General features: G+C 45.2%; 15 protein-coding genes. 7 read left to right on the top strand and 8 right to left on the bottom strand.

The genetic code is table 11. The features are described from left to right. Both ST37_RS20090 and ST37_RS02990 read left to right on the top strand, forming a co-directional pair. Positions 1–300: hypothetical protein (locus tag ST37_RS20090; RefSeq protein ID WP_197687443.1), on the top strand; the 300-nt coding region annotated here is incomplete at its 5' end. A 209-nt stretch (positions 301–509) separates the two neighbouring features. Then, a complete protein-coding gene (locus ST37_RS02990) occupies positions 510–1,466 on the top strand; it encodes a trypsin-like serine protease (RefSeq protein WP_084883689.1) in 957 nt (318 codons plus the stop codon). A gap of 68 nt (positions 1,467–1,534) precedes the next feature. On the opposite strand, the gene ST37_RS02985 is transcribed toward ST37_RS02990, so the two are convergent. From ST37_RS02985 to ST37_RS02975, 3 genes are all read right to left on the bottom strand, one after another. After that, a complete protein-coding gene (locus ST37_RS02985; RefSeq protein WP_084883688.1) occupies positions 1,535–2,296 on the bottom strand; it encodes a serine protease in 762 nt (253 codons plus the stop codon). Positions 2,297–2,323: 27 nt separating this feature from the next. Continuing rightward, entirely contained in the window at positions 2,324–5,083 is a 2,760-nt protein-coding gene (gene prsT, locus ST37_RS02980; protein ID WP_084883686.1) for an XrtA/PEP-CTERM system TPR-repeat protein PrsT, read from the bottom strand. 96 nt (positions 5,084–5,179) lie between these two features. Next, on the bottom strand, positions 5,180–6,700 hold the full coding sequence (locus ST37_RS02975) for a hypothetical protein (RefSeq protein WP_084883685.1): 1,521 nt from the start codon (positions 6,698–6,700) through the stop codon (positions 5,180–5,182). Positions 6,701–6,825: 125 nt separating this feature from the next. Between ST37_RS02975 and ST37_RS02970 the strand changes: the two genes are divergently transcribed. Next, complete coding sequence (locus ST37_RS02970; RefSeq protein WP_084883683.1) at positions 6,826–8,340, top strand: NAD(P)H-hydrate dehydratase; 1,515 nt, start codon at positions 6,826–6,828, stop codon at positions 8,338–8,340. Between the two features lie 316 nt (positions 8,341–8,656). Next, the gene (locus tag ST37_RS02965; RefSeq protein WP_084883682.1) at positions 8,657–9,700 is read left to right on the top strand and encodes a GMP reductase; all 1,044 of its coding nucleotides are present in this window, start codon (positions 8,657–8,659) and stop codon (positions 9,698–9,700) included. Between the two features lie 295 nt (positions 9,701–9,995). On the opposite strand, the gene ST37_RS02960 is transcribed toward ST37_RS02965, so the two are convergent. From ST37_RS02960 to ST37_RS02940, 5 genes are all read right to left on the bottom strand, one after another. Then, complete coding sequence (locus tag ST37_RS02960) at positions 9,996–10,904, bottom strand: DnaJ C-terminal domain-containing protein (RefSeq protein ID WP_084883680.1); 909 nt, start codon at positions 10,902–10,904, stop codon at positions 9,996–9,998. A gap of 114 nt (positions 10,905–11,018) precedes the next feature. Then, a complete protein-coding gene (dnaK, locus tag ST37_RS02955) occupies positions 11,019–12,917 on the bottom strand; it encodes a molecular chaperone DnaK (protein WP_084883678.1) in 1,899 nt (632 codons plus the stop codon). A 129-nt stretch (positions 12,918–13,046) separates the two neighbouring features. Further along, entirely contained in the window at positions 13,047–13,469 is a 423-nt protein-coding gene (locus ST37_RS02950) for an Hsp20 family protein (RefSeq protein WP_084883676.1), read from the bottom strand. 401 nt (positions 13,470–13,870) lie between these two features. Next, complete coding sequence (locus tag ST37_RS02945) at positions 13,871–15,868, bottom strand: hypothetical protein (protein WP_084883675.1); 1,998 nt, start codon at positions 15,866–15,868, stop codon at positions 13,871–13,873. A 543-nt stretch (positions 15,869–16,411) separates the two neighbouring features. Beyond that, positions 16,412–17,227, bottom strand: a complete 816-nt coding sequence (locus ST37_RS02940) for a helix-turn-helix domain-containing protein (RefSeq protein WP_084883673.1) — start codon at positions 17,225–17,227, stop codon at positions 16,412–16,414. Between the two features lie 243 nt (positions 17,228–17,470). Here ST37_RS02940 and rhaB point away from each other — a divergent pair, with 243 nt between their 5' ends. From rhaB to rhaS, 3 genes are all read left to right on the top strand, one after another. Next, entirely contained in the window at positions 17,471–18,916 is a 1,446-nt protein-coding gene (rhaB, locus tag ST37_RS02935; RefSeq protein WP_084883672.1) for a rhamnulokinase, read from the top strand. Between the two features lie 9 nt (positions 18,917–18,925). Then, positions 18,926–20,188 carry an L-rhamnose isomerase gene (gene rhaA, locus ST37_RS02930; protein ID WP_084883670.1) on the top strand — a complete coding sequence of 421 codons (1,263 nt, stop codon included), beginning with the start codon at positions 18,926–18,928 and terminating at the stop codon, positions 20,186–20,188. 91 nt (positions 20,189–20,279) lie between these two features. Beyond that, the gene (rhaS, locus tag ST37_RS02925) at positions 20,280–21,278 is read left to right on the top strand and encodes a rhamnose ABC transporter substrate-binding protein (RefSeq protein ID WP_084883668.1); all 999 of its coding nucleotides are present in this window, start codon (positions 20,280–20,282) and stop codon (positions 21,276–21,278) included. The last annotated feature ends 38 nt before the right edge of the window (positions 21,279–21,316 follow it).

The following is a 21,316-nucleotide window of genomic DNA, read 5'->3' as shown; positions in this document are numbered from 1 at the left end:
ACGCCAGAGCCCGAGCCGACACCAGAGCCAGAGCCGACTCCAGAGCCAGAGCCGACGCCAGAGCCAGAGCCGACACCAGAGCCAAAGCCTACTCCAGAGCCAACGCCGGAACCAACTCCAGAGCCAGGAAAAGGAACGTCGGATACTATTGATTTACCGACCAATGACTCTTCGTCAACCGGTGGATCAGAGAGCGAGTCAGCTACGCTTAATGCGACAAAGGCCGGTAGTAGCTCAATAGCGGTACTACTTTTACTCTTGATGACAGCTGTCGGTCGACGCAAACTGTATAAGCGCTAACCTAAGTGCATTGAAAAAGTTGGTCCAATCTATGGGCCAACTTTTTGTTATATATAGAGGTACTCTAAATTAAAGGCGGATTTTAACAGTGCTAATTAGGCCGTTAATCAAGTTTAAGAGTGGTGTGTGGATTTACTTACGTTTAGTTTCATTTAAACATAACCATGATAGACTGCTGAAATATTTGCTGACATAAGGATGTGGTCCGCATGAAGAACGTGACCCTGCTAACTTCACTATTATTGTTCTCATCAATGGGGGCTAACGCAAGTGACGTGGAAACACGCATTATCAACGGCTCGGATACTTCATCCGCCAGCTACCCGTCAATCGCCAGTTTAGTATATGAATCTAATGGGTACTTCACGGTGTACTGTGGTGCCACGATTTTGGACAACTACCATGTGTTAACTGCAGCTCATTGTATTTTTGGCGATGATGATGCAGTGAACAATACCTACGTAGCACCTCAATTGGACAATAAGAACCAATACGCGAATGACACTATACACAAGGTTAAAGCGACGAATATTTACTACCCTGATAGCTATAGAGACAGTTCAGTTCTCGCATGGCCAAACGACATTGCCATTGTTGAAGTTTCTCAGTCATTACAAGTGAGTTCTTCAGAATTTGTGTCCCTAGGTCAAACCACTCAACAAGACGAATATACTGAAACTAGCCTCAATCATCTTGCCGTTGGTCATGGTTATACTGATAACGATTATAGTGATAAAGATCAATTACAGGTTACCACACTGTATGTAGTTGAAGGGTGTGATATAGCTTTTGAAAATGGATTCAGGATATGTACCAGTGGGTATGAGTCTTCTGGTAGTTCATTGCTTAACTCTACTTGTCAAGGTGACTCTGGCGGTCCTTTATATTGGGATAACAACGGAGAAATAATTCAAATTGGAATTACCAGTTTTGGACCGACAGAATGTGGTGTTGAGTACAAAGATGGTAACGTAGAATTCACGTCAGTTTTCACAGAAGTCGCCGCATACAACGACTGGATAGACGACGTACTGGCAGGCAGAGAGTCGCCGAAAATCATTGTAGGAAGTGACCCTTTCAATTTCGGCCCTTCAAGTGGTTCGATGGGCGTTGGTGGCTTACTCATGGTGTTAGCGTTGGCTGGTACGCGACGCATTAAAAGATAAGTTTTAAGCCAAAACTAATATAGGGAGCAAGTGCTCCCTTTTTTGATCGCTTTTATTCGTCCCCAGAGTTACTGGCTGGCAATTAATGCTCGCAAGTGCTCAACAGGAATCGCGTAGGTGATTGCGCTTGGGTCCGTTAATGCAGATTCTCGGGTCTTTTTGACCAAGACTTTATTGATAACCGCGACCACGTTGCCACTCTCGCTATCATAAACCGGGCTACCACTGTTCCCTGGGTAAGCGGTGCCATCAATTTGATAGACATTGTATGGGCTTTTCTTGAGTTGCTTAACTTGCTCTACCGTAAGCTCTTTTGCGTTATTAGCAGGTATAGCAACAGGGGTAATACTAGAAATCATCCCTCGGTGAGTCGCAGGGTGCAGCCCAAGCACCGCGCCAATCGGAAAACCTGTGTAGAGAAAAATCTCTCCTTCACGTACTTTTTGAGTCGATAAAGCCAACGGTGAAAGCTTCAAGTTTTGAACTTTGAGCAATGCCAAATCGTGTATACGGTCGCGAGCAATTACGGTGGCTGACTGGTATTGATTTTTTGAGCCGACCGACTTGAAAATTACAATTGACGAGCCCTTTACTTCAAGGGACTCTGGCACAACGTGGGCATTCGTGGCCACTAAGTTTTCCGACACCACAAAGCCCGTTCCTAGTAAGGTCGCTCTTGGCGTTTTTAGCTTGTTATAAGTACCAATGCCAACAATAGAGGGTTTGACCTTTTCAATCGTGTCCGGGGCAGACGCAAAAGCGGGTAACACCGCAATGACCACAATGACTATGAACAAAAATCGTAAGATTGACTGTAGCCATGCATTCATTGCGTCACCTCGTGATTAGTTGATTGGTTACTGATCGAGTTGCTGTTCAATTTTTTTCTTAAGCGCGAGCAAACGAGAGTCCTGAGTGTTCACTTTATTGAGTATTGCCTTCGACTCATCAAAGCGACGCTCTAGAAGCAATGACTCCGCATAGTGCAAAGTAACTTCATCTTCGTTAGATAGTGCTTGGTAGGCTTTGTGGATTAACGGAGCACCTTGGTTAACGTTGCCTTGCTGTAATAAACAATAGCCATAGGTGTCTTGCACCTGTGGAAGGTTCTGCGCGATATCGTACGCTCGTTGAGCGTATCGACAGGCTTCGTCAATTTGGTTCGATTCTAAGTAGGTCCACGCAATGTTATTGAGCGCGACCAAGTTATTAGGGTCGCGTTTTAGCACAGCTAAATACTGTGGCACAGCGCTATTAGGGTCTTCCTCTAACTGAATCTGGGCCAGCATAAGTTCTAGCGACTCATAGCCAGGTACTTGTTGGTTAATTAACTCGGTGAGCAATGTTTTGGCTTCATTAGTATTGCCCAACTGATGGTAGCCCCGAGATAACGCTAGAGCAGTTTTCGCGTTTGGCGAGCTTTTATAAGTGCGCTGGTAAAGCGGTAGGGCTTTGCGGTGCTCACCTTTTTCGGTGTATATATGCGCTATCGCCCAATCCTTATCAGCTTCTCGCCCCTGCCAATCTTCGCGAGCATTAATGCTATCCATTGCCATGGTGTACTTTTTCTGAGCTAAGTACATTCGTGCTTTGCTGGTTGTATAGGCCACATTGTTAGGGAATAGCTGCTCGAGTTTTTCTCCTACAGTAACCGCAGACTGGTATTTCTGGTTACGTCCATAGAGCGCAAAAAGCTGCTCTAAAGCGATGCGGTTATTTGGGGCAAGTTCAACCCACTTTTCGGTTGCCGACTCTCCTTGTTTGAGGTCGCCTATAGCCAGATACAGGCGAGAGAGTAGTGCATAGGAATCGTCATTGCGATCGTTTACTGGCAGTCTCTCTAAAACATCAATGGCGTTAGTTGGGTCACCGCTTGCGGCATAGGCTTTGGCCAACATATGCTGTTGACCATGTTCTTTACTGAGTTGCTTATACAGCTCCAGTACGTCATTGGTTTTGTCTATGTCTGCTGCAACCATAAACAGCGCGCGGGCAATGCCAGACTCACTGGGGTTCTGTTTAGCACTTTCAGTAAGTAGTTGGTAAGCTTCGTTTGGTTGGTCATTGTTGAAATGTATTTCTGCCAACAACAGTTGGGCGCGTATATCGTCCGGATCGAGTTCTAATGATCGGCGAGCCGAAATTAGTGCGTTGTCCAAATCTCCCTTGCGCTGCTCAACGGCACCCTTCATCAAATGGCCCTTTGCGCTCTCTGGCTCTCGCTCTAACCATTGCAGGGTAACTTTTTCAGCTTCTTCTAAGTCATTGGCAGCAATGTGATAGAAAACAATCGCTTGCGTACCATCAGTAAACTCCGGTTGTTGTTCGATGATCGCTTCCAGCTCTGGAATACCGCTGGCATCATTTTGAGACAGCTTCATCAATGCGAGCTGCGCTTGACCACGCTGCGATAAATTATTTATTGAAGACTCGTTAAGAATAGATTGAGCAACATCAACGCGGCCCATTCTTTGAAATTCTCGACCCATGTTAACAATAAAGTCGTCGTGTTCTTCGCTGCCGTCAACCATTTGGGCTAAGAACTCTCTCGCTTTATCAATTTCGCCTGTTTCGAACAGTGCGACAGCGTAAAGTCTATTGGCAAAATGGTCTCTGTTTAGAAGTGGTGCGATAGGCTCTAAGTGACGGACGGCTTCGGGGTAATTGTTTTTCTCTATAGCGCTGACCCCTGCGATTAATTCAAGCTGCAGGTTACGCGAGCCTTTTTGCAGTGCGATATTTGCGGCAGAGCCAGCTTCACTGAGATCCTGACGAGAATAAAACAAAATGGCACGTAACTCGTTAACCAGCATGTTTTCTGGTGCCATGGCAAACAGTTTGTCTAACATGGGCTCAGCTTTGTCGTATTGAGCGTCACGAACGAGCGCTTTGGCTAAATGCAGCTGATATTGAACCGCAAGCGGTGATAGGTCGACGGCTTTTTGATAAGCATCGGCAGCTTTATCGTGTTGCAGGTTTGCCGAATAGGTGTGACCGAGTAATAGCCAGCCATCGCTGTTCATTGGGTTAGCCACTGTTGCTGAAACTAACATTTCAATGGCGGGTTCAACTTGCTGTTTAAAAACAAGCGACTTCGCTTTGGCGAGAGAATAGTAATACCCTTGGTCTGTCAAGTTTGCGGCACGCTCTAGCGACATATCGGCTTGTTCACTCTCACCAAGCCCTAGTAATGCGAGCGCTTTCATCGAAAACAGTTCTGATTTAATGGCAGGTAAAGTCACATCGCTATCGTCTACGACTTCAATCGTATTGACGACATCGTCAGCAGCAAGATAGGCGCGAACAAGTAGAGGATCGATGACTAGAGTATCGTAGCCGCTGTTTTTGGCCTGCTTGAATTCGTGTTGAGCTTGCAGATACCCACCTCGCTCGAGGTAGATTTTACCTAGCAGCAATCTTGGTTCCGCTAACGCATCATCTTGCTGAATGGCATTTTTAAGTTCGATGACTGCTGCATCTTTGTCACCACTATTGAGATACTGTTTTGCTTGGTCTACATGTTCTTGCGCAGATTGTTTTTGGCAACCAGCCGTGAATAAAATCGCAACTGACATGGCGATGGTGAGAAACACTGGTCGTTTTTTACTATGAGTCATGATCCAATCCCTTTGTCACATTGCTTCAATGGTAGCGAACAAACGAATTAGAACCTGTATCTAATACAAGACATTGGTGTTTAAGTTTTGACCAAATTATTTTGTACTCCCAAAGCAGCGGCTTCCAAGTTGTATCGCACCTGCGAGCAAAGGAGGGGTAATGGGTTGCCCACAAAAGTCAGTAAAACTTTCTCGTTGGTTTAACGGTATCTCCGTCGTGTCCATCAAAGCCTCAACCGCTTCTGGATTTAAGATTTCCAACTTGCCATTTTGAGGTTCGCTGTAAATCTGTTGAAGCCGGTTCTTACCACTCCAATAGTCTCGGTCAAACACCACATTATTGCTTAATTTACCGGTACCGTTATCGCGTTTACGAATTTTCCCGTTGATGACATTGTTAAACACGTTATTTCCTGAGGATTCTGGGAAGCGCAAATCGAGCCCGTAGGTATTGTAGAAAGTATTGTTATAAATGACAGAGTCTTGCCCTTTGTTCACGTATAACCCAACGTCGGTACAGTGCATCACCACGTTGTTGCGCACTATAATGTCTTTGGTCTCGAACTCTGAATTCTCTCTTCGGTGTTTTATGTTCATTCCGCCACCACCCAGTGACAAACCGACGATGGAGCCTCTCGCTCGCGACTCACCGGTCTCGCAGATGACGAGATTATTGGAAATCTCCCCCCCTACTGCACCACCTTTAAAATATGCGCCATAGGAAATGCGGTTACCGCCATACTTTAAGAAATCACGAATAATATTGTGAGTTGCAATCCAGTCATTGCCTTGGTCCATGTTAATGGGGTTAACCGGGGAGCGAGTATTGCGTGGGTGGGTATTGTATATGTGGTTGTAGGCGATAACGCCAGAGTCAGGATAAACGCCTTTGTATTCGTTCACTTTTATGGCTGAGCTAAAGTCGACTAATTGACTATGAGCTAGATGAAAAAAGCTTCCTCCGCCAACGACGTGAAAGGCATGGTGACAACGCGAGTCGCTTGCGCAGACACCTTTAAAGTTAATTCCCATGAAGTGCCAATGAGGCTTATCGACATAAAAGCCTTCGCTGGTGTCCAATTCGATTGTGACTGCGCCGGTTTTCTCTGCAACCAGATAAATAGGGGTTTCGGCGGTGGTATCTACTTTACTTAGACCTACGCGTTTACTCTTGAGTAGATAGACGCCAGGTTTGATAACAATGACAGACCGTGGCTTGGCATTGCGCAATGCCAGCTCTAACTCTTTAACATTGCTCACATACAAAAAGGCGTCGTGTAACGATTTTGGTACCATCTCTGTATAGGAGAGCTCTCTTGGGCCAACACTAGGCCAATCAGAGACATCAAAAGGAACATCGTAATAGTCGCTTGCGCCTTGTTTATCGGCGACACTTAGCATCATGCTGCCTAGGGGCTCCAGGGATGGGTAGTTCTGTTTAATGTTGTTGCCATTATTTGAGAGCGCTTGTGCGAAAGTGGGGCCACTGGCTAGAAAGCCAGAAACAAACTGCGCGAGGATCACGACCACAAGTAAATGCAGTACCACACTAGAAGAAATGAGGTAGACTTTAAGAGCGCGATAGAATCGGGACTGAGTAAATGATGAGAAACTCATTGTATGGACCAACCGTAAGAGTGTCATCATAGTATTAATGTTCTCCAGTGATTTAGTGTTCTCATTGCTGAGATCCAGTTTCGATAAATGTATGGTTACTCAACCCATTTCACTGTGAGGTACAAATGACACCTTTATTCAGTGCCAATGCGATCAAAGACGGAGAGAAGCAGGCAGCTAAAATAGCCGGCATTTCGTTGTTTCAGTTGATGGAAAGAGCAGGAGAAGCTGCTTATGACTGTGCTCAGCGCCATTACCCTTTGTATCACCGTTTTTTAGTCGTTTGCGGGCGAGGCAACAATGCTGGGGATGGCTATGTTTTTGCCAAGTGTGCGCTCAACGCCAATTATCACGTCACCCTTATCCAAGTCGATAGCGAGCGGCCTTTACTAGGGGATGCAGCTAAAGCGCAGCGCAATTATTTAGAGTGCGGAGGAACCCTGCTTGATGCTAGTGATGTGCAGATACGGGATGTGATCGACAGCGGACCGTGCCTAGTTGTTGATGCACTATTGGGAACGGGTCTTAATTTGGCCCCTCGTCCAGTATTTGATGCGCTTATCAGTGACATGAATCACGCAGACGCGCCAATCTTGTCCATCGATATTCCCTCAGGTTTAAATGCCGATACTGGCCATGCTGAAGGCGCTTGTGTTGTTGCCAATGTCACCATCACCTTCGTAGCTGATAAAGCGGGACTGCATACCGGCGTCGCAAGAGATGTATGTGGCATCATTGAGATAGACACGCTTGGCGTTGAAAAAGAATTTTCGGGCTGTACACAGTCAGTTGCCTATTTATACCAAAACGGCGATATCGCTAAAATGCTGCCAAATCGATTAAGTACCGCGCACAAGGGTGACGCTGGTAAAGTGCTGGTATGCGGCGGTAATGAAGGGATGGGCGGTGCATTAATGCTTGCTGGAAAAGCAGCGCATCGGACAGGGGCCGGAATGGTAGCGTGCCTGACGCACCCTCAGCACATCAATGCTGTGCTCAGTTTTCACCCTGAATGTATGGTGAGTGGCTGGGAAGGGGACAAGTCTCACGTTGAGTCACGCCTAAACTGGTGCGATGTGATCGCCATAGGTCCAGGGCTTGGCCAAAACGACTGGTGGAGTAGGACCTTGTTTTCACTGGTCTTGAAGCAGCTGAACCATATCTTTAGCGATAAGTTTTTGGTGATAGACGCTGATGCGTTGCATTTTTTGATCGACTCTCCTAAGCCTAACCCGAATCAAGTGATTACCCCTCATCCCGGAGAAGCGGCGGCGCTTCTCAGCTGCAGTATAAAAGAGATAGAGTGTGACCGATTATCGGCTGCCAGAGCCTTGCACAAAAAATACGGTGGTGTGGTGCTGCTAAAAGGAGCGGGAACCGTTGTTTTTGATGGCAAACACATGTCCATTATTGATATTGGCCATCAAGGTATGGCAACCGCAGGCATGGGAGATGTGCTTACTGGTATTATTGCCAGCTTCATCGCCCAAGGCTTATCACCGAGTGATGCTACTGTGGTTGGCGCACTGATTCATGGGTATGCAGCTGAGTTATCCAGCAAAAATGGAATAAAAATCGGACTATTAGCCAGCGATTTGTTAACGCCTATTGCAAAAATTGTGAGCCAAGCTGCGGATTAACGGTAAAAGTTCCTTAAGCGATTGTAAACGTTTACGTAGCTTGCGCAAGGGTGAGTTATTTAAGTGATTGAATTGCCGAGAAAGGTTAGATTTATCAGTTTGGCAGGTATGTAATTTCGCCCTAAGATATCACAAAGCGAACGTTATTATCAGTCTTGCGCAACGCAAATCACGACCTATAATGCTGAAAACCGGAGCGTATGCCAACGCTCCGGTTTTTTTGTGTCCGAAACTCGCGCATGCCTACTATTTGTTCATCATTAGGCGACCGAAAACGCACGACACGTTGACTTATTTTTTTTGAGGAACAACACCCATGCGTATCGAACAAGAACTTAAGCTAGGTTTTAAAGATGTACTGTTTCGCCCAAAGCGTTCAACCCTAAAAAGTCGCTCTCAAGTTGACCTATCTCGCGAATTCACCTTTAAACATAGCGGTCGCCAGTGGTCAGGTGTACCTGTCATCGCTGCGAACATGGACTCAGTAGCAAGTTTTGAAATGGCAGCGGCATTGGCTGAACATCAAGTTATGACGGCTGTGCATAAACACTATTCAGTTGAGCAGTGGGCTGAGTTCGTTTCAGGGGCTACAAAGAACACCTTGAACAATGTGTTTGTCTCGACAGGAACCTCAGACGCAGACTTTCAAAAAACCAAAGACATTATGGCGCTGTCAGACGATCTGATTTTCATCTGTATCGACATCGCTAATGGTTATTCAGAACATTTGGTTGAGTACGTTCAAAGAGTGCGTGCGGAATTCCCAACTAAGGTCATTTCTGCGGGCAACGTAGTAACCGGCGATATGGTTGAAGAGCTGATTCTAGCGGGTGCAGACATTGTAAAAGTGGGCATTGGCCCAGGTTCGGTATGCACCACTCGTGTTAAAACCGGGGTAGGTTATCCTCAGCTTTCAGCGATCATTGAATGTGCGGATGCTGCGCATGGTTTAGGCGGTCGTATCATTGGTGATGGCGGCTGTGCGTGTGCGGGAGATGTCTCTAAGGCGTTCGGTGGCGGTGCAGATTTTGTGATGCTGGGCGGTATGCTAGCAGGCCATAGCGAATCTGGTGGCGAAATCGTTGAAAAAGACGGTCAGTCGTTCATGAAGTTTTACGGTATGTCTTCTCAATCTGCGATGTCAAAGCACTCTGGTGGCGTTGCTAAGTATCGCGCTGCAGAAGGTAAAACGGTTCTACTGCCATTTCGTGGCAGCGTACACGAAACGATTTCTGACATTCTTGGTGGCGTTCGCTCAACCTGTACCTATGTGGGTGCGGCGCAACTTAAAGAGCTAACCAAACGTACTACGTTTATTCGTGTGCAAGAGCAAGAAAACAATGTGTATGGTAAAGAGTAAGCTCTTAGTCTATTAGGCGCTGTTAAAATTCCTATATTTTGACGTAATCACCAACATAACACTATATGGTCTCTTCCTTGTCCCTTATTAAAGGCACGTAATGAAGAGGCCATATTTTCATCTATAAGCCCCAATATGCAGCCCACCTAGAATGCTGCTTTATAAAAAACGTCCAATATTCATCGATATTATTGGAACTTTGAGGCTAGCGTCTCGATACTCTTTTGAAAACCATTGGCTATCGACAATACGCTTGGGTGAAAAACATAGTGTCGACAGGCAATACAACAGGGTGCTATGAAGTCATAGTGGCTTTAAGTTGCTGTAACAGATCTTGTTGTTGCTCACTCAAGTTGGTGGGAGTCTGCACATGAATGCTAATAAAGAGGTTACCGGTATTGCCTTTGCGATCCGTAACACCTTTTCCTGCCATTTTGAACTTGCGTCCACTTTGAGTACCCGCTGGGATTTTGAGTTTAAATCGACTGTCTAGAACAGACAGCTCAATCTCTCCACCAAGGGCTGCGGTGATCATATCGATTTTAGTGTTGCAGATAAGATCATTGTCTTCTCGTTGCAAGAAGGCATGCTGACGAATCGATATAGACAAGAGCAGATCACCCGCTGGCCCACCGTTTTGTCCAATGCCACCTTTTCCGGAAAATCGAATTTTTTCTCCCTCTTTTATCCCAGCTGGGATCTTCACATTGATCTTTTTCTGCTCTCCATTAATGGGCAATTCTACAGGGAGCTGAGTGCCTTTAATTGCATCGACAAAATCAATGGTTAACTTAAATTCATTGTCTTGTCCTTTTCTGGCCACGGGTCCGCGGCGACGGCCCTGGGCTTGAGAAAAAATGTCATCAAATCCTCCAAAGCCTCCACCTTGAAATCCCTGTCCACGCTGGCCAAATGCACTGCCAAAAATATCGTCGAACCCAGCGCCTTGTGAGTGTCTTGCCGAACCGTTAAAGCCAGTATTTTCAAATGCGGCATGACCAAAGTCATCGTATTGCTGACGTTTTTCTTTGTCCGTTAAGATCTCATAGGCATGTTTTATTTCTTTAAACTTCTCTGTTGCCTCATCGCTCGAATTTTTATCTGGATGGTATTTCATCGCCATGCGCTTATAGGCTTTTCTAATCTCTTTTTCTGAGGCTGCTTTTGAGACACCTAGCACTTGGTAATAATCGGGTTTAGACATGCTTCTTCTCACTTTTAACATAGAAAAGGCGCCTGAGTATCCTCACGCGCCTAGATGCCATACAGTCACTTTGCTATTGGGCTAAACTATGAATGGTTTTAGCCTAATTAGCAATTACTTAACTTCTTCAAATTCTGCATCCACAACATCGTCATTTTGCGAGTTTTGTTGCGATTCAGTCTCTGGGCTTTGCGTCTGGGCTCGTTGCTGAGCAATCTCTATCAGTTTTTGAGCTGCCTGTGTCAACGCTTGCACTTTACCATCAATAACATCTTTGTCGTTACCACTCTTAACGGCTTCAAGTTCAGTGATCGCTTGCTCGATCATGGTTTTGTCCTCTGTCGAAAGTGCTGCTCCCGCGTCTTCCATTTGCTTGCGGGTCCCGTGGATTAATTGATCCGCGTGGTTACGCGTTGTGACTAGTTGCTCAAACTTTTTGTCATCTTCTTTATGAGCTTCTGCTTCTTGAACCATTTTCTCAATATCCGCTTCACTCAAACCACTGGATGCTTGAATCGTGATTTTTTGCTCTTTACCGGTCTGCTTGTCTGTTGCAGAAACGTTCAAGATACCATCAGCGTCTAAATCGAAGGTGACTTCAATTTGTGGCATACCACGCGGTGCTGATTGAATACCCTCTAAGTTAAACTGACCAAGAGACTTGTTGTACGTCGCTTGTTTGCGCTCACCTTGCAGTACGTGAATGGTTACCGCACTTTGGTTATCCTCTGCAGTAGAGAACACCTGGTTTGCTTTGGTTGGGATGGTGGTGTTTTTCTCAACCAGTTTAGTCATCACGCCACCCATAGTCTCAATACCTAAAGACAGTGGTGTTACATCAAGTAGTAGAACGTCTTTTACATCACCGGCAAGCACGCCACCTTGTACTGCTGCGCCTAGTGCTACAGCTTCATCTGGGTTGACGTCTTTACGGGGTTCTTTGCCAAAGAATTCGGTTACTTTTTGTTGAACTAGCGGCATACGAGTCTGACCACCCACAAGGATAATATCTGTGATCGAGCTAATGCTTAAATCGGCATCCGCTAGCGCCAGTTTTAGTGGATCGAGTGTACGTTGTACTAGATCTTCCACTAAAGCCTCCAGTTTTGCACGAGTCACTTTTATGTTCATGTGTTTAGGGCCGGTGGCATCAGCAGTAACGTATGGCAGATTTACATCAGTTTGCTGCGCAGACGAGAGTTCGATTTTCGCTTTCTCCGCGGCTTCTTTCACGCGCTGCATTGCCAACGGGTCCTGTTTAAGGTCAATCACTTGCTCTTTGTGGAACTCATCGACGAGGTAGTTGATCATACGGTTGTCAAAGTCTTCCCCACCTAAGTGCGTATCACCGTTGGTCGCCAGAACTTCAAAAGTTTTTTCGCCATCAACTTCGTCGATTTCGATGATAGAAATATCGAATGTACCCCCACCTAAGTCATAGACTGCAATAGTACGATCACCACCAGACTTTTCTAGACCGTAGGCCAGTGCAGCGGCTGTAGGCTCGTTGATAATTCGTTTAACATCGAGACCGGCAATACGGCCTGCATCCTTAGTTGCTTGACGTTGTGCATCGTTAAAGTAAGCTGGAACTGTAATAACAGCGCCAGTCACTTGTTCACCAAGAAAGTCTTCAGCAGTCTTTTTCATTTTTTTAAGCACTTCAGCCGACACTTGAGGCGCAGCCATTTTTTGGCCTTTCACTTCTACCCAAGCGTCACCATTATCTGCCTTAACAATGTTGTAAGGCATAATTTTGATGTCGCGTTGCACTTCTTCGTCTTCAAAACGGCGACCGATCAGTCGCTTGATGGCAAATAGCGTATTTTCAGGGTTAGTTACCGCTTGGCGCTTAGCGGGTTGACCCACTAAGGTTTCACCGTCTGTGTAGGCGATAACAGACGTGGTGGTACGCTCGCCTTCCGTATTTTCGATTACGCGTGGACCGTCATTGTCTAACACTGCCACACATGAATTTGTTGTACCTAAATCAATACCAATGATCTTACTCATAATGAATACCCCTGGAATAAGCATTAGAATTACTAATGCTTATTCGCGTTTAATTTGATTTTTTTTGGGTGTGCGAAGAGTGATTACTGCACGTAAGCGCACACACTTTGGGTGTTTTTATCGAACAATTTACTTGTTGATTGCAATCTTACGTGGCTGCACAGCGTCTGGAATTTCACGAACTAAGTCGATATGAAGTAATCCATTTTCCATACTAGCTCCAGTGACAGTAACGTAATCGGCTAGTTGGAACTTTCTGTTGAAGTTGCGCTCTGCAATCCCTTGATAGACATAGTTCACTTTTTCATCACTAGGGGTGATCTCACCTGTGACAATCAGCATGTTATCTTGTTGGGTTAATGCGAGTTCGTGCTCAGCAAAACCGGCCACAGCCATAGTGATACGGTAACTATGCTCGTCTTTTTGTTCGATATTGTACGGAGGGTATCCATTAGAATTAGTGGTTTTTTTGGCTGTATTTTCAACCAGATCGACAAGGCGATCAAAACCAATCGCTTGGCGATATAGGGGAGATAAGTCGATGTTTCTCATAATACTATCCTTTTATAAAGCAATAGTGCTTATTGCATTGGCAATAAGCCAGAAATCTCATTCCCTAGTCATTGACTATGACATCTTGAGGCCATGAGTTTCATTGTTTAATGTTCCGATCTTCAACGAATGTTTTACAGTACGTTTTAGATCAACTTTAACGGTTTCTTGATTCCCTAATAAGGCAAATCCAACCGTAATAGAACTCCGATAGGCGGTTCGTGTAATGAATATATGCTTCCGCGATTTCTCTGTCAACGATAAATTAGATTTTTTCACTCAAAAAGTAGTTTTGCTTGCGATGACGTTAAGCACCTCATTAGCCAATACTACATAAACAAGCCGTAACAGCGTTTGGGTACTTTTGTCACGGCTGAACCATATACTGGCGTTATTAAAGTCTAGTAAGCTCGAATCTTCACGAAGTCACAGCTATTCGATGCACTAAATGTAATGACACTTCCTGTTAGAGTGTTCGTCGATGTGTAGTTTGACGCGACAGATAATGTACCGCTGCCGTCTTCAGACTTGATACTACCTCGGAAATCACAACTGTTGTTTAAGTCACTGTCCCAGGCTTGCAGGGTGTTACCTGATAAATCTCTATCAAAACGGACACATAGGTCGCGACTAATAGTCACTTCTAAATGTGAGCGCCAGTCATAGTCGACAAACGAACTGCAACCTATTTCGGTAGGAGGCTCTACTGGTTCTACAGGCTCTTCCGGTTGATCAGGGGCTGGGTTTGAAGGGTCTATGATGATCACTCCTGAAGAAGGCACTAATGCAAAAACATCTTGAGCGATCTGCTGATTCCAAGTGGAGGCGGGTGCACCATTTACATTGATGTGTTTGTATTTTTCTCCGTCCCAGTTAAATGCATATGCGACGCCTGGTTGGTCAAATAAGCTCCAGCGTGTAATCGCGCTACTTTCAGTTGTAGCCTTGCTCAACGTATTATCAATGAACACATTATATGGGCCCGTCGGGCCTGACCATTTGCTCGCGTGATCACCTGAACCAATCCAAATTGGTTGCCATGTTGAGCCTTGTTCTGGCGCGCCGTTTGCCCAACTGCGATGCTCGAAAGGTACCTCGATAGTATTGGAACGAATAATGTTGTTTCTTTCCCAACCACCGTGCAAGTTTAAATCAACATTGAGGTAGTTACGTTCGACCACGTTGCCAGTCGCCGACCATTGAAGCGCTAGGTGGCGAATGTCTCTAATATCGTTGTCTTTGATCCAACTATTATAGAGCTTAGAGCCTCGCACATATCCATTGCCACCTGCGCCTTTGTTCCATGAGCCTCGGATAGTATTGTTTGAAATGGTTATGTCCTTAGCAAATTCAGTCACAATAGGGTGAGATCCCATCATTTCTATTTGGACATTATCGACCCATCCGTTTTGTACCCATTTTAGAATGATGCCGTGAATGGCATCTTGTGGACAGACGTTTTCATATCGATATAACACGCCCATAGGGTTGTCTGATGATACCGCGTGTTCGTTATAGGCTTCACAGGCGGTACCTTCGTTGGACATTGTTAGGTGGAAGTCTTGCAAACCAAAGTTGACGATGGCAGTGATGGGCATTGCTCGGCTGTTGTACCCACTTTCATTATTGATGGGGATGGAAAACTCCAGTGGTCGATCTAACGTTATAGTATCGGTTGCGTTATTGACGCTGGCCACCTTAAACATTTGAGTCCTCATATGCCCGGTTTTTAAGTGTGCAGCGTTGCGGCGGCTTTCTGGGACCTGCCCTTGGTCTAAGAACTCAGCGTCCGTAGCGGCGCCAATATAAATGAGGTCGTTAGGCGAGAATTCACCTGCTTTACCGGATTCAACCTGTACGCTGGTATCACCAATATTTGCGGTATTTCCGAATTCGATTGAATGCTTCCAATGAAAATTTATACTGCCTTCATAAGCTTGTTCATTCGGATGTTTCTGGCGGCTTTCGACGCGAAAAGCACCAAACCCAGGCCAATACTTTTTATCGAAGTCTGGCGCATTTGACGAGTCGACGCCATAGGGAGACCATGAACTCACCACAATTGATGTCCCTGACTGCGGATCACTGCCAGCGCCTTTAATGACTAAACCTGATTTATCAACATGGATCTCATCACCCAAATTAATGATACCCGCAGGGAGTTGTATAAGAGTTAGTGCGACTTCAGAGTCTACCACCTCATGATCGATAATCGCTTGTAGCGCTTGAGCATCGTCTAGCCCATCGTTGGCGATAACACCATGATCCCGAGCGTCAATAATCTTACTGTATGCATTTGGAAGTTCAGCGCCACCACCATAACCTTGGGTTGCGCTAGCTTCGTGTGCCAGTAGTGCGATGGGAATCGATTTCATCAATGCCTTGCAGATGGCGTTCATGTTGCTCTCCTTGTTTTTGAGTTTAACTGCTCGAAGTGTTGTAAATGGAATGTTATTTTATTATTAATTTCTTTTACTGGATGTAAATATGAAACGCCATTTCTTTTTTGTTTTTTTGTAGCCTGTGTTTGATTTTTTTCATAATCAAAGTCGTGTGTTCAGTTAAACGCATTATCAAAATTGAAGGTAAAGGTGTTTGATAGTAGAGCGTTAGATTTTTTGCGGATCCCAGGGAGGGCTTAAAACTGATATCGACTTGTAAAGAGCAAAGGCTATAGCGGACATGCTAGGGGGCGAGCGTCTCCGCGGTGGGCGGTTATCCCGAGTTAGACAGGATAAGCTATAAAAAACAGATAGATGAGTTTTAACTTTAATCAAAAAATGGAAGTGGGGCTGTTATAGATCCATAGCTAATAGAGCTATAAAGCCTAAAACTGTGATTTTTGCACTAATCACGCGTTGTAACTGTAATATGCGTAACGATCTGGTGTGCGTAATGCGTAACTGTTAGGAAGAATTGGAGGAGAGAAATACAGGTAGGGCTTACGAATTACTTCGGAAGTCGCTTGGTTTTTTCTTTATGACTTGTTTGAATTTTGTTGAAAAATAGTTACTGTCTGAGTATCCAACATCGAAAGCAATATTGGTAATGCTTAAGTCGCTGTTTAGCAGTAACTGCATCGCATTTTTCGCTCGGATGAAATGGAGATAGTGATTAAAGCTCATTCCTGTCGCTTTCTTAAATTCCTTGGTTAGTACCCTAGTCGCAATTTTGGCGTGTTCAGCAAGCTTTTCTATATTCAGTTGCTCTTTATAGTGCTTGTTAACATACATAATGACTGACGTAACCTTATCGTTTAACGAAAGTGCGTTGGTGTCGACGATACGGCCCCGCCACAATTCTACGATCAGCTGCTGGAATAACAGTTCAGACATTGCTCTAGACGCGAGCGTGTTGATATGTGATTCGTAGTTTAGACGCTCAATGATGTAGTGAACTCTAAACGCGGCTTCATCTTCAATAAACCAATCGACACTGCCACCATTGGTGCAAGGTAAGTAATTTGTTAGGGGAATCGTTGCTTGAATATTGTCGCGAAGGAAAAGTACATTGCTCAGAAAAAGGTCATTCACATTCTCGAATAGATGACGATCTTGCTGTGCGACAAAGCAAACGTAGTTTTTACTTAGGCACATTGGTATGTCGTTCACCACATGAATACCGTTACCTTTAGAAACAATGATGATCTCTTCAAATGAATGATAATGCTCAGGATAATCCTCCTGAGGAGCGCGCAGTTCGGTGGTTATTGCACTGTTTGAACTAAGAAAAAACTCGTTAGGTTTTAGGTGAATCATCGAGGTCCTCCTGCCGTTTCAATGGAGTGCATAATAATGAACCGCCACTATATTTTTAGAACACTACTAAAAAACCATAACAGCGCTGTACATAAAGTGATCACCCATGTTGTGTTTTTGTGAATTCGGTGGCGCTAATCTTTGAAAAAAAGTCGTGAGTTGTCGGTAAAGAGTTTTTTTTTCAAGGTGAAGAATTTTTGCTCTCTCTAAACTGGATGTCATCTACTAGAGAGGCCATCTGACATGAAAACCGTAATCGCAATAGATATTGGAGCTTCAAGTGGTCGAGTCATGCTCGGGACTTATCAGGATCTATACATTGAGATTAGTGAGCTTCATCGATTTGATAACGGACCAGTATTGCGCGAGAAACAAGCTTGCTGGGACCTAGACTACCTATTGATGGAAATTAAACACGGGATCTCAAAGGTTTTAAAGCAAGGTCATCACATCGACTGTATTGGGATTGATACATGGGGTGTCGACTTTGTTCTCCTCGATGAGCAGGGCAACCGGTTGGGTGAGGCCGTCTCATATCGCGATAACCGTACACTCGGCTTTATGGAAACCGTTAACCAAACGCTAGGTGAACAATTTATCTATAGCCGCACAGGGATTCAGTTCTTATCGTTTAACACGCTATACCAACTTGCAGCACTAAAAAAACAGTCTCCAACATGGCTCGATCAGGTTGAGAGCTTGTTGTTTATTCCTGACTACCTTGGGTATCAGTTAACTGGTGTGAAAAACTGCGAATATACCAATGCTACAACGTCACAAGTGCTCAACTGCGAGACCAACCAATTTGATAGTGAGCTACTGCAAGCTATTGGGATTCCTGAGCGATGGTTTATGACACCAGCTATGCCAAACCGCGTCATCGGTCACTATAAAAACGCAGAGCACAGTATTTCAGTGGCATCCATTGCCAGCCATGATACTGCTTCAGCCATATTGGCGCTGCCTGTGGAAGGCGATGACACGGTCTATATTAGCTCGGGTACTTGGTCATTGATGGGGTTTGAAAGCAGCTCCCCAATTAACACGCCGGTGGCGCAATCGCTCAATTTTACCAATGAAGGCGGCGCAGAGTCTCGTTATCGGGTACTCAAAAACATCATGGGTCTATGGCTAATCCAGAATATTCAAAAAGAGTTGGTGGAGTTTAGCTTTTCGGATTTGGTGGACTTAGCTAAGCAAGCTGTTCCGTTTCGATCGTTGATTGCTCCAGACCATCCAAGTTTTCTTAACCCGTCGTCAATGAAAGACGCAATTTGCACATTTTGTCATCAAACCGGCCAGCTTGTTCCTGAGTCGGCTGGCGAGTTTGCGCGCTGCGTGTTCGAAAGCTTAGCTTTTCAATACCGAAAAGTATGGTTGGAAATCGCCCAGATTAAAGGCACGGCTAGCGAGCAGATTCACATCATTGGTGGTGGCATTCAAAACACTTTCCTCAATCAATTGTGTGCGGATGCGTGTGGGGTCACGGTTAAAACGGGGCCAATAGAAGCATCAGCCATTGGCAATGTGTGTGGCCAATTGATCGCGCTCAATGCATTAACTGGAGTTAAGCAAGCCAGAGAAGTCGTTGCTCACTCCTTTCCTATTCAATCGTACCAACCGCAGCAGACCACTCAATTTTTAGAACACTGGGACGAGTTCGCTCGAATCAGTCAGGTTCATCTATAAGGGAATACCATGATTAATACAGATCGAATTAAGGCGAACTATCAAAATGCTAAAGCTCAGTTTTCTGAACTCGGGATCAGTACAGATGATGTGTTGAAGCGCCTAAACAGCATTCCAATTTCTATGCATTGCTGGCAAGGGGACGATGTGTCCGGCTTTGAAGATCCAGACGGGCAATTAACGGGCGGGATCCAAACCACCGGTAACCATCCAGGAAAAGCCACAACGCCAGCTCAGTTACGTGCAGACATCGATTATGCAATGAGTCTGATCCCTGGCGCATTGCGACTAAACCTTCATGCGATTTATCTAGAGAGCGATACACCGGTTGAACGTGATCAGATAAAACCAGCACATTTTGAAAATTGGGTTAAGTGGGCAAAAGAGAATCAAGTCGGTTTGGACTTCAACCCCTCGTGTTTTTCGCATCCATTGAGTGCTGAAAATATGACGCTTACGCATCCCGACCCTAAGATTCGAGACTTCTGGATCAATCACTGTATCGCGAGCCGTAAAGTATCGGAGTACTTTGGTAAGGAGCTAGGAACCCCTTCAGTAATGAATATTTGGATCCCAGACGGCTACAAAGACATCCCCGCAGACCGACTTGGACCTAGACAGAGATTAGTTGAATCGCTCGATAAAATCATCGAAGAGCCTATCTCTAAAGAGCACCATAAAGACGCTGTCGAATCAAAACTGTTTGGCATTGGAACTGAAGCTTATACCGCGGGATCCAATGAATTCTATCTTGGGTATGCAGCTACTCGCGATGTCATGCTGTGTCTCGATGCCGGTCACTTCCACCCAACAGAAGTGATTTCCGACAAAATTTCATCGGCCTCTCTTTATGTTGATGAAATGCTACTGCACGTCAGCAGACCAATTCGATGGGACAGTGACCACGTGGTGATGCTTGACGATGAGACCCAAGCGATAGCCAACGAAATTATTCGTCACGACCTTCTCGAACGAGTCAATATTGGTTTGGACTTCTTTGATGCTTCAATCAACCGTATTGCTGCATGGACCATCGGCACTAGGAACATGCGTAAAGCGCTGCTTCGAGCACTGCTCGAGCCTAGTGACCAGCTTAAACAATATGAATTAGACGGCGATTACACCAGTCGCTTAGCACTTCTAGAAGAGACTAAATCACTTCCTTGGTCAGCGGTATGGGACTACTACTGCATGGAGCAAGATGTTCCGGTAGGTCTGTCGTGGCTGACCCAAGTGAAAAGTTATGAGGAGGAAGTCTTACTGCAACGATAACGAACGAACACTATGACGAGCTTAAAAATAATAAAGTCGTAGAGCCGTCATTGCTAATAAAACGTGAACCAATCCAAAAATGGAGTTTTACATGAACATCAAACATATCCTACACACAGCAATATTGACCAGTGGTCTACTGGCATCTGGCATGAGCGCCGCAGAAGATTTTCGTATTGGTCTTGTCGTAAAAGCACAAGGTATTGGCTTTTTTGAGGCGGCTTACGAGGGAGCAAAAGAAGCGTCTTCTGAACTCGATGATTCACTAGAAATAATCTACACCGGACCTGTAACTCCGACCGCCGAAGGCCAGATCGAAATTGTTAATTCACTAATCGCTCAACGGGTGGATGCGATTGCGATTTCGGCTAATGATACCGATGCCCTTGTTCCTATTTTGAAGAAGGCGCAGCAGCGCGGCATTAAAGTCGTATCGTTTGATTCTGGTGTCGCCGCACCAGGCCGACAAGTTCACTTGAATCCATCAAGTAATGAGTTGATTGGTAAAATGAACCTTGATCTTGCAGCTGAAGCCGTTGCAGCAACCAACAGTGAGCAAGGTGATATCGCTATTCTCAGTGCGACACCAACCGCCACCAACCAGAACATCTGGATTGAAGAAATGAAAAAGGCTCTACCTAACTATCCGCAGCTAAACCTTGTGGCGACAGTTTATGGTGACGATTTGGCCGATAAAAGTTATCGCGAAACAATGGGTCTAATTAAGACTTACCCAAACCTTAAGGCGATTGTAGCTCCAACCACTGTAGGCATCTTGGCGGCAGCACAGGCTGTAACGGATGCGGGTAAAATGGGCGAAATCTATGTCACTGGGCTAGGTCTACCTTCTGAGCTTGCTGGCCATGTCCACTCGGGTGCGGTTAAGAGCTTTGCCATCTGGAATCCTATCGATCTTGGATACGCAGCTACCATGATTTCTTACAACCTCATCAAAGACAATGCGAACAGCAGCGAAGTTGAGATGGGTCGTATGGGTATGGCGCAATTAGATACCGACGGAAACGCGGCAATGGCATCACCTTTTGTCTACAACAAAACCAATGTCGATAAATTCGCGAAAATTTTCTAATCAACGATAGGTAAGAAAGGCTAGGCTGAATATTGTTG

The sequence above is a fragment of the Vibrio sp. qd031 genome, from assembly GCF_002100145.1.
Lineage (GTDB): Bacteria > Pseudomonadota > Gammaproteobacteria > Enterobacterales > Vibrionaceae > Vibrio.
This window is presented reverse-complemented; position numbering and strand designations above follow the sequence as displayed.

Bases quoted from the DNA above. Each gene is read 5' to 3' on its own strand.
- ST37_RS02970 (WP_084883683.1), top strand. From the start codon at position 6,826: ATGACACCTTTATTCAGTGCCAATGCGATCAAAGACGGAGAGAAGCAG.
- dnaK (WP_084883678.1), bottom strand. From the start codon at position 12,917: ATGAGTAAGATCATTGGTATTGATTTAGGTACAACAAATTCATGTGTG.
- ST37_RS02945 (WP_084883675.1), bottom strand. From the start codon at position 15,868: ATGAACGCCATCTGCAAGGCATTGATGAAATCGATTCCCATCGCACTA.
- ST37_RS02950 (WP_084883676.1), bottom strand. From the start codon at position 13,469: ATGAGAAACATCGACTTATCTCCCCTATATCGCCAAGCGATTGGTTTT.
- rhaA (WP_084883670.1), top strand. From the start codon at position 18,926: ATGATTAATACAGATCGAATTAAGGCGAACTATCAAAATGCTAAAGCT.
- ST37_RS02985 (WP_084883688.1), bottom strand. From the start codon at position 2,296: ATGAATGCATGGCTACAGTCAATCTTACGATTTTTGTTCATAGTCATT.
- prsT (WP_084883686.1), bottom strand. From the start codon at position 5,083: ATGACTCATAGTAAAAAACGACCAGTGTTTCTCACCATCGCCATGTCA.
- ST37_RS02990 (WP_084883689.1), top strand. From the start codon at position 510: ATGAAGAACGTGACCCTGCTAACTTCACTATTATTGTTCTCATCAATG.
- ST37_RS02965 (WP_084883682.1), top strand. From the start codon at position 8,657: ATGCGTATCGAACAAGAACTTAAGCTAGGTTTTAAAGATGTACTGTTT.
- ST37_RS02975 (WP_084883685.1), bottom strand. From the start codon at position 6,700: ATGAGTTTCTCATCATTTACTCAGTCCCGATTCTATCGCGCTCTTAAA.
- ST37_RS02940 (WP_084883673.1), bottom strand. From the start codon at position 17,227: ATGATTCACCTAAAACCTAACGAGTTTTTTCTTAGTTCAAACAGTGCA.
- rhaS (WP_084883668.1), top strand. From the start codon at position 20,280: ATGAACATCAAACATATCCTACACACAGCAATATTGACCAGTGGTCTA.
- rhaB (WP_084883672.1), top strand. From the start codon at position 17,471: ATGAAAACCGTAATCGCAATAGATATTGGAGCTTCAAGTGGTCGAGTC.
- ST37_RS02960 (WP_084883680.1), bottom strand. From the start codon at position 10,904: ATGTCTAAACCCGATTATTACCAAGTGCTAGGTGTCTCAAAAGCAGCC.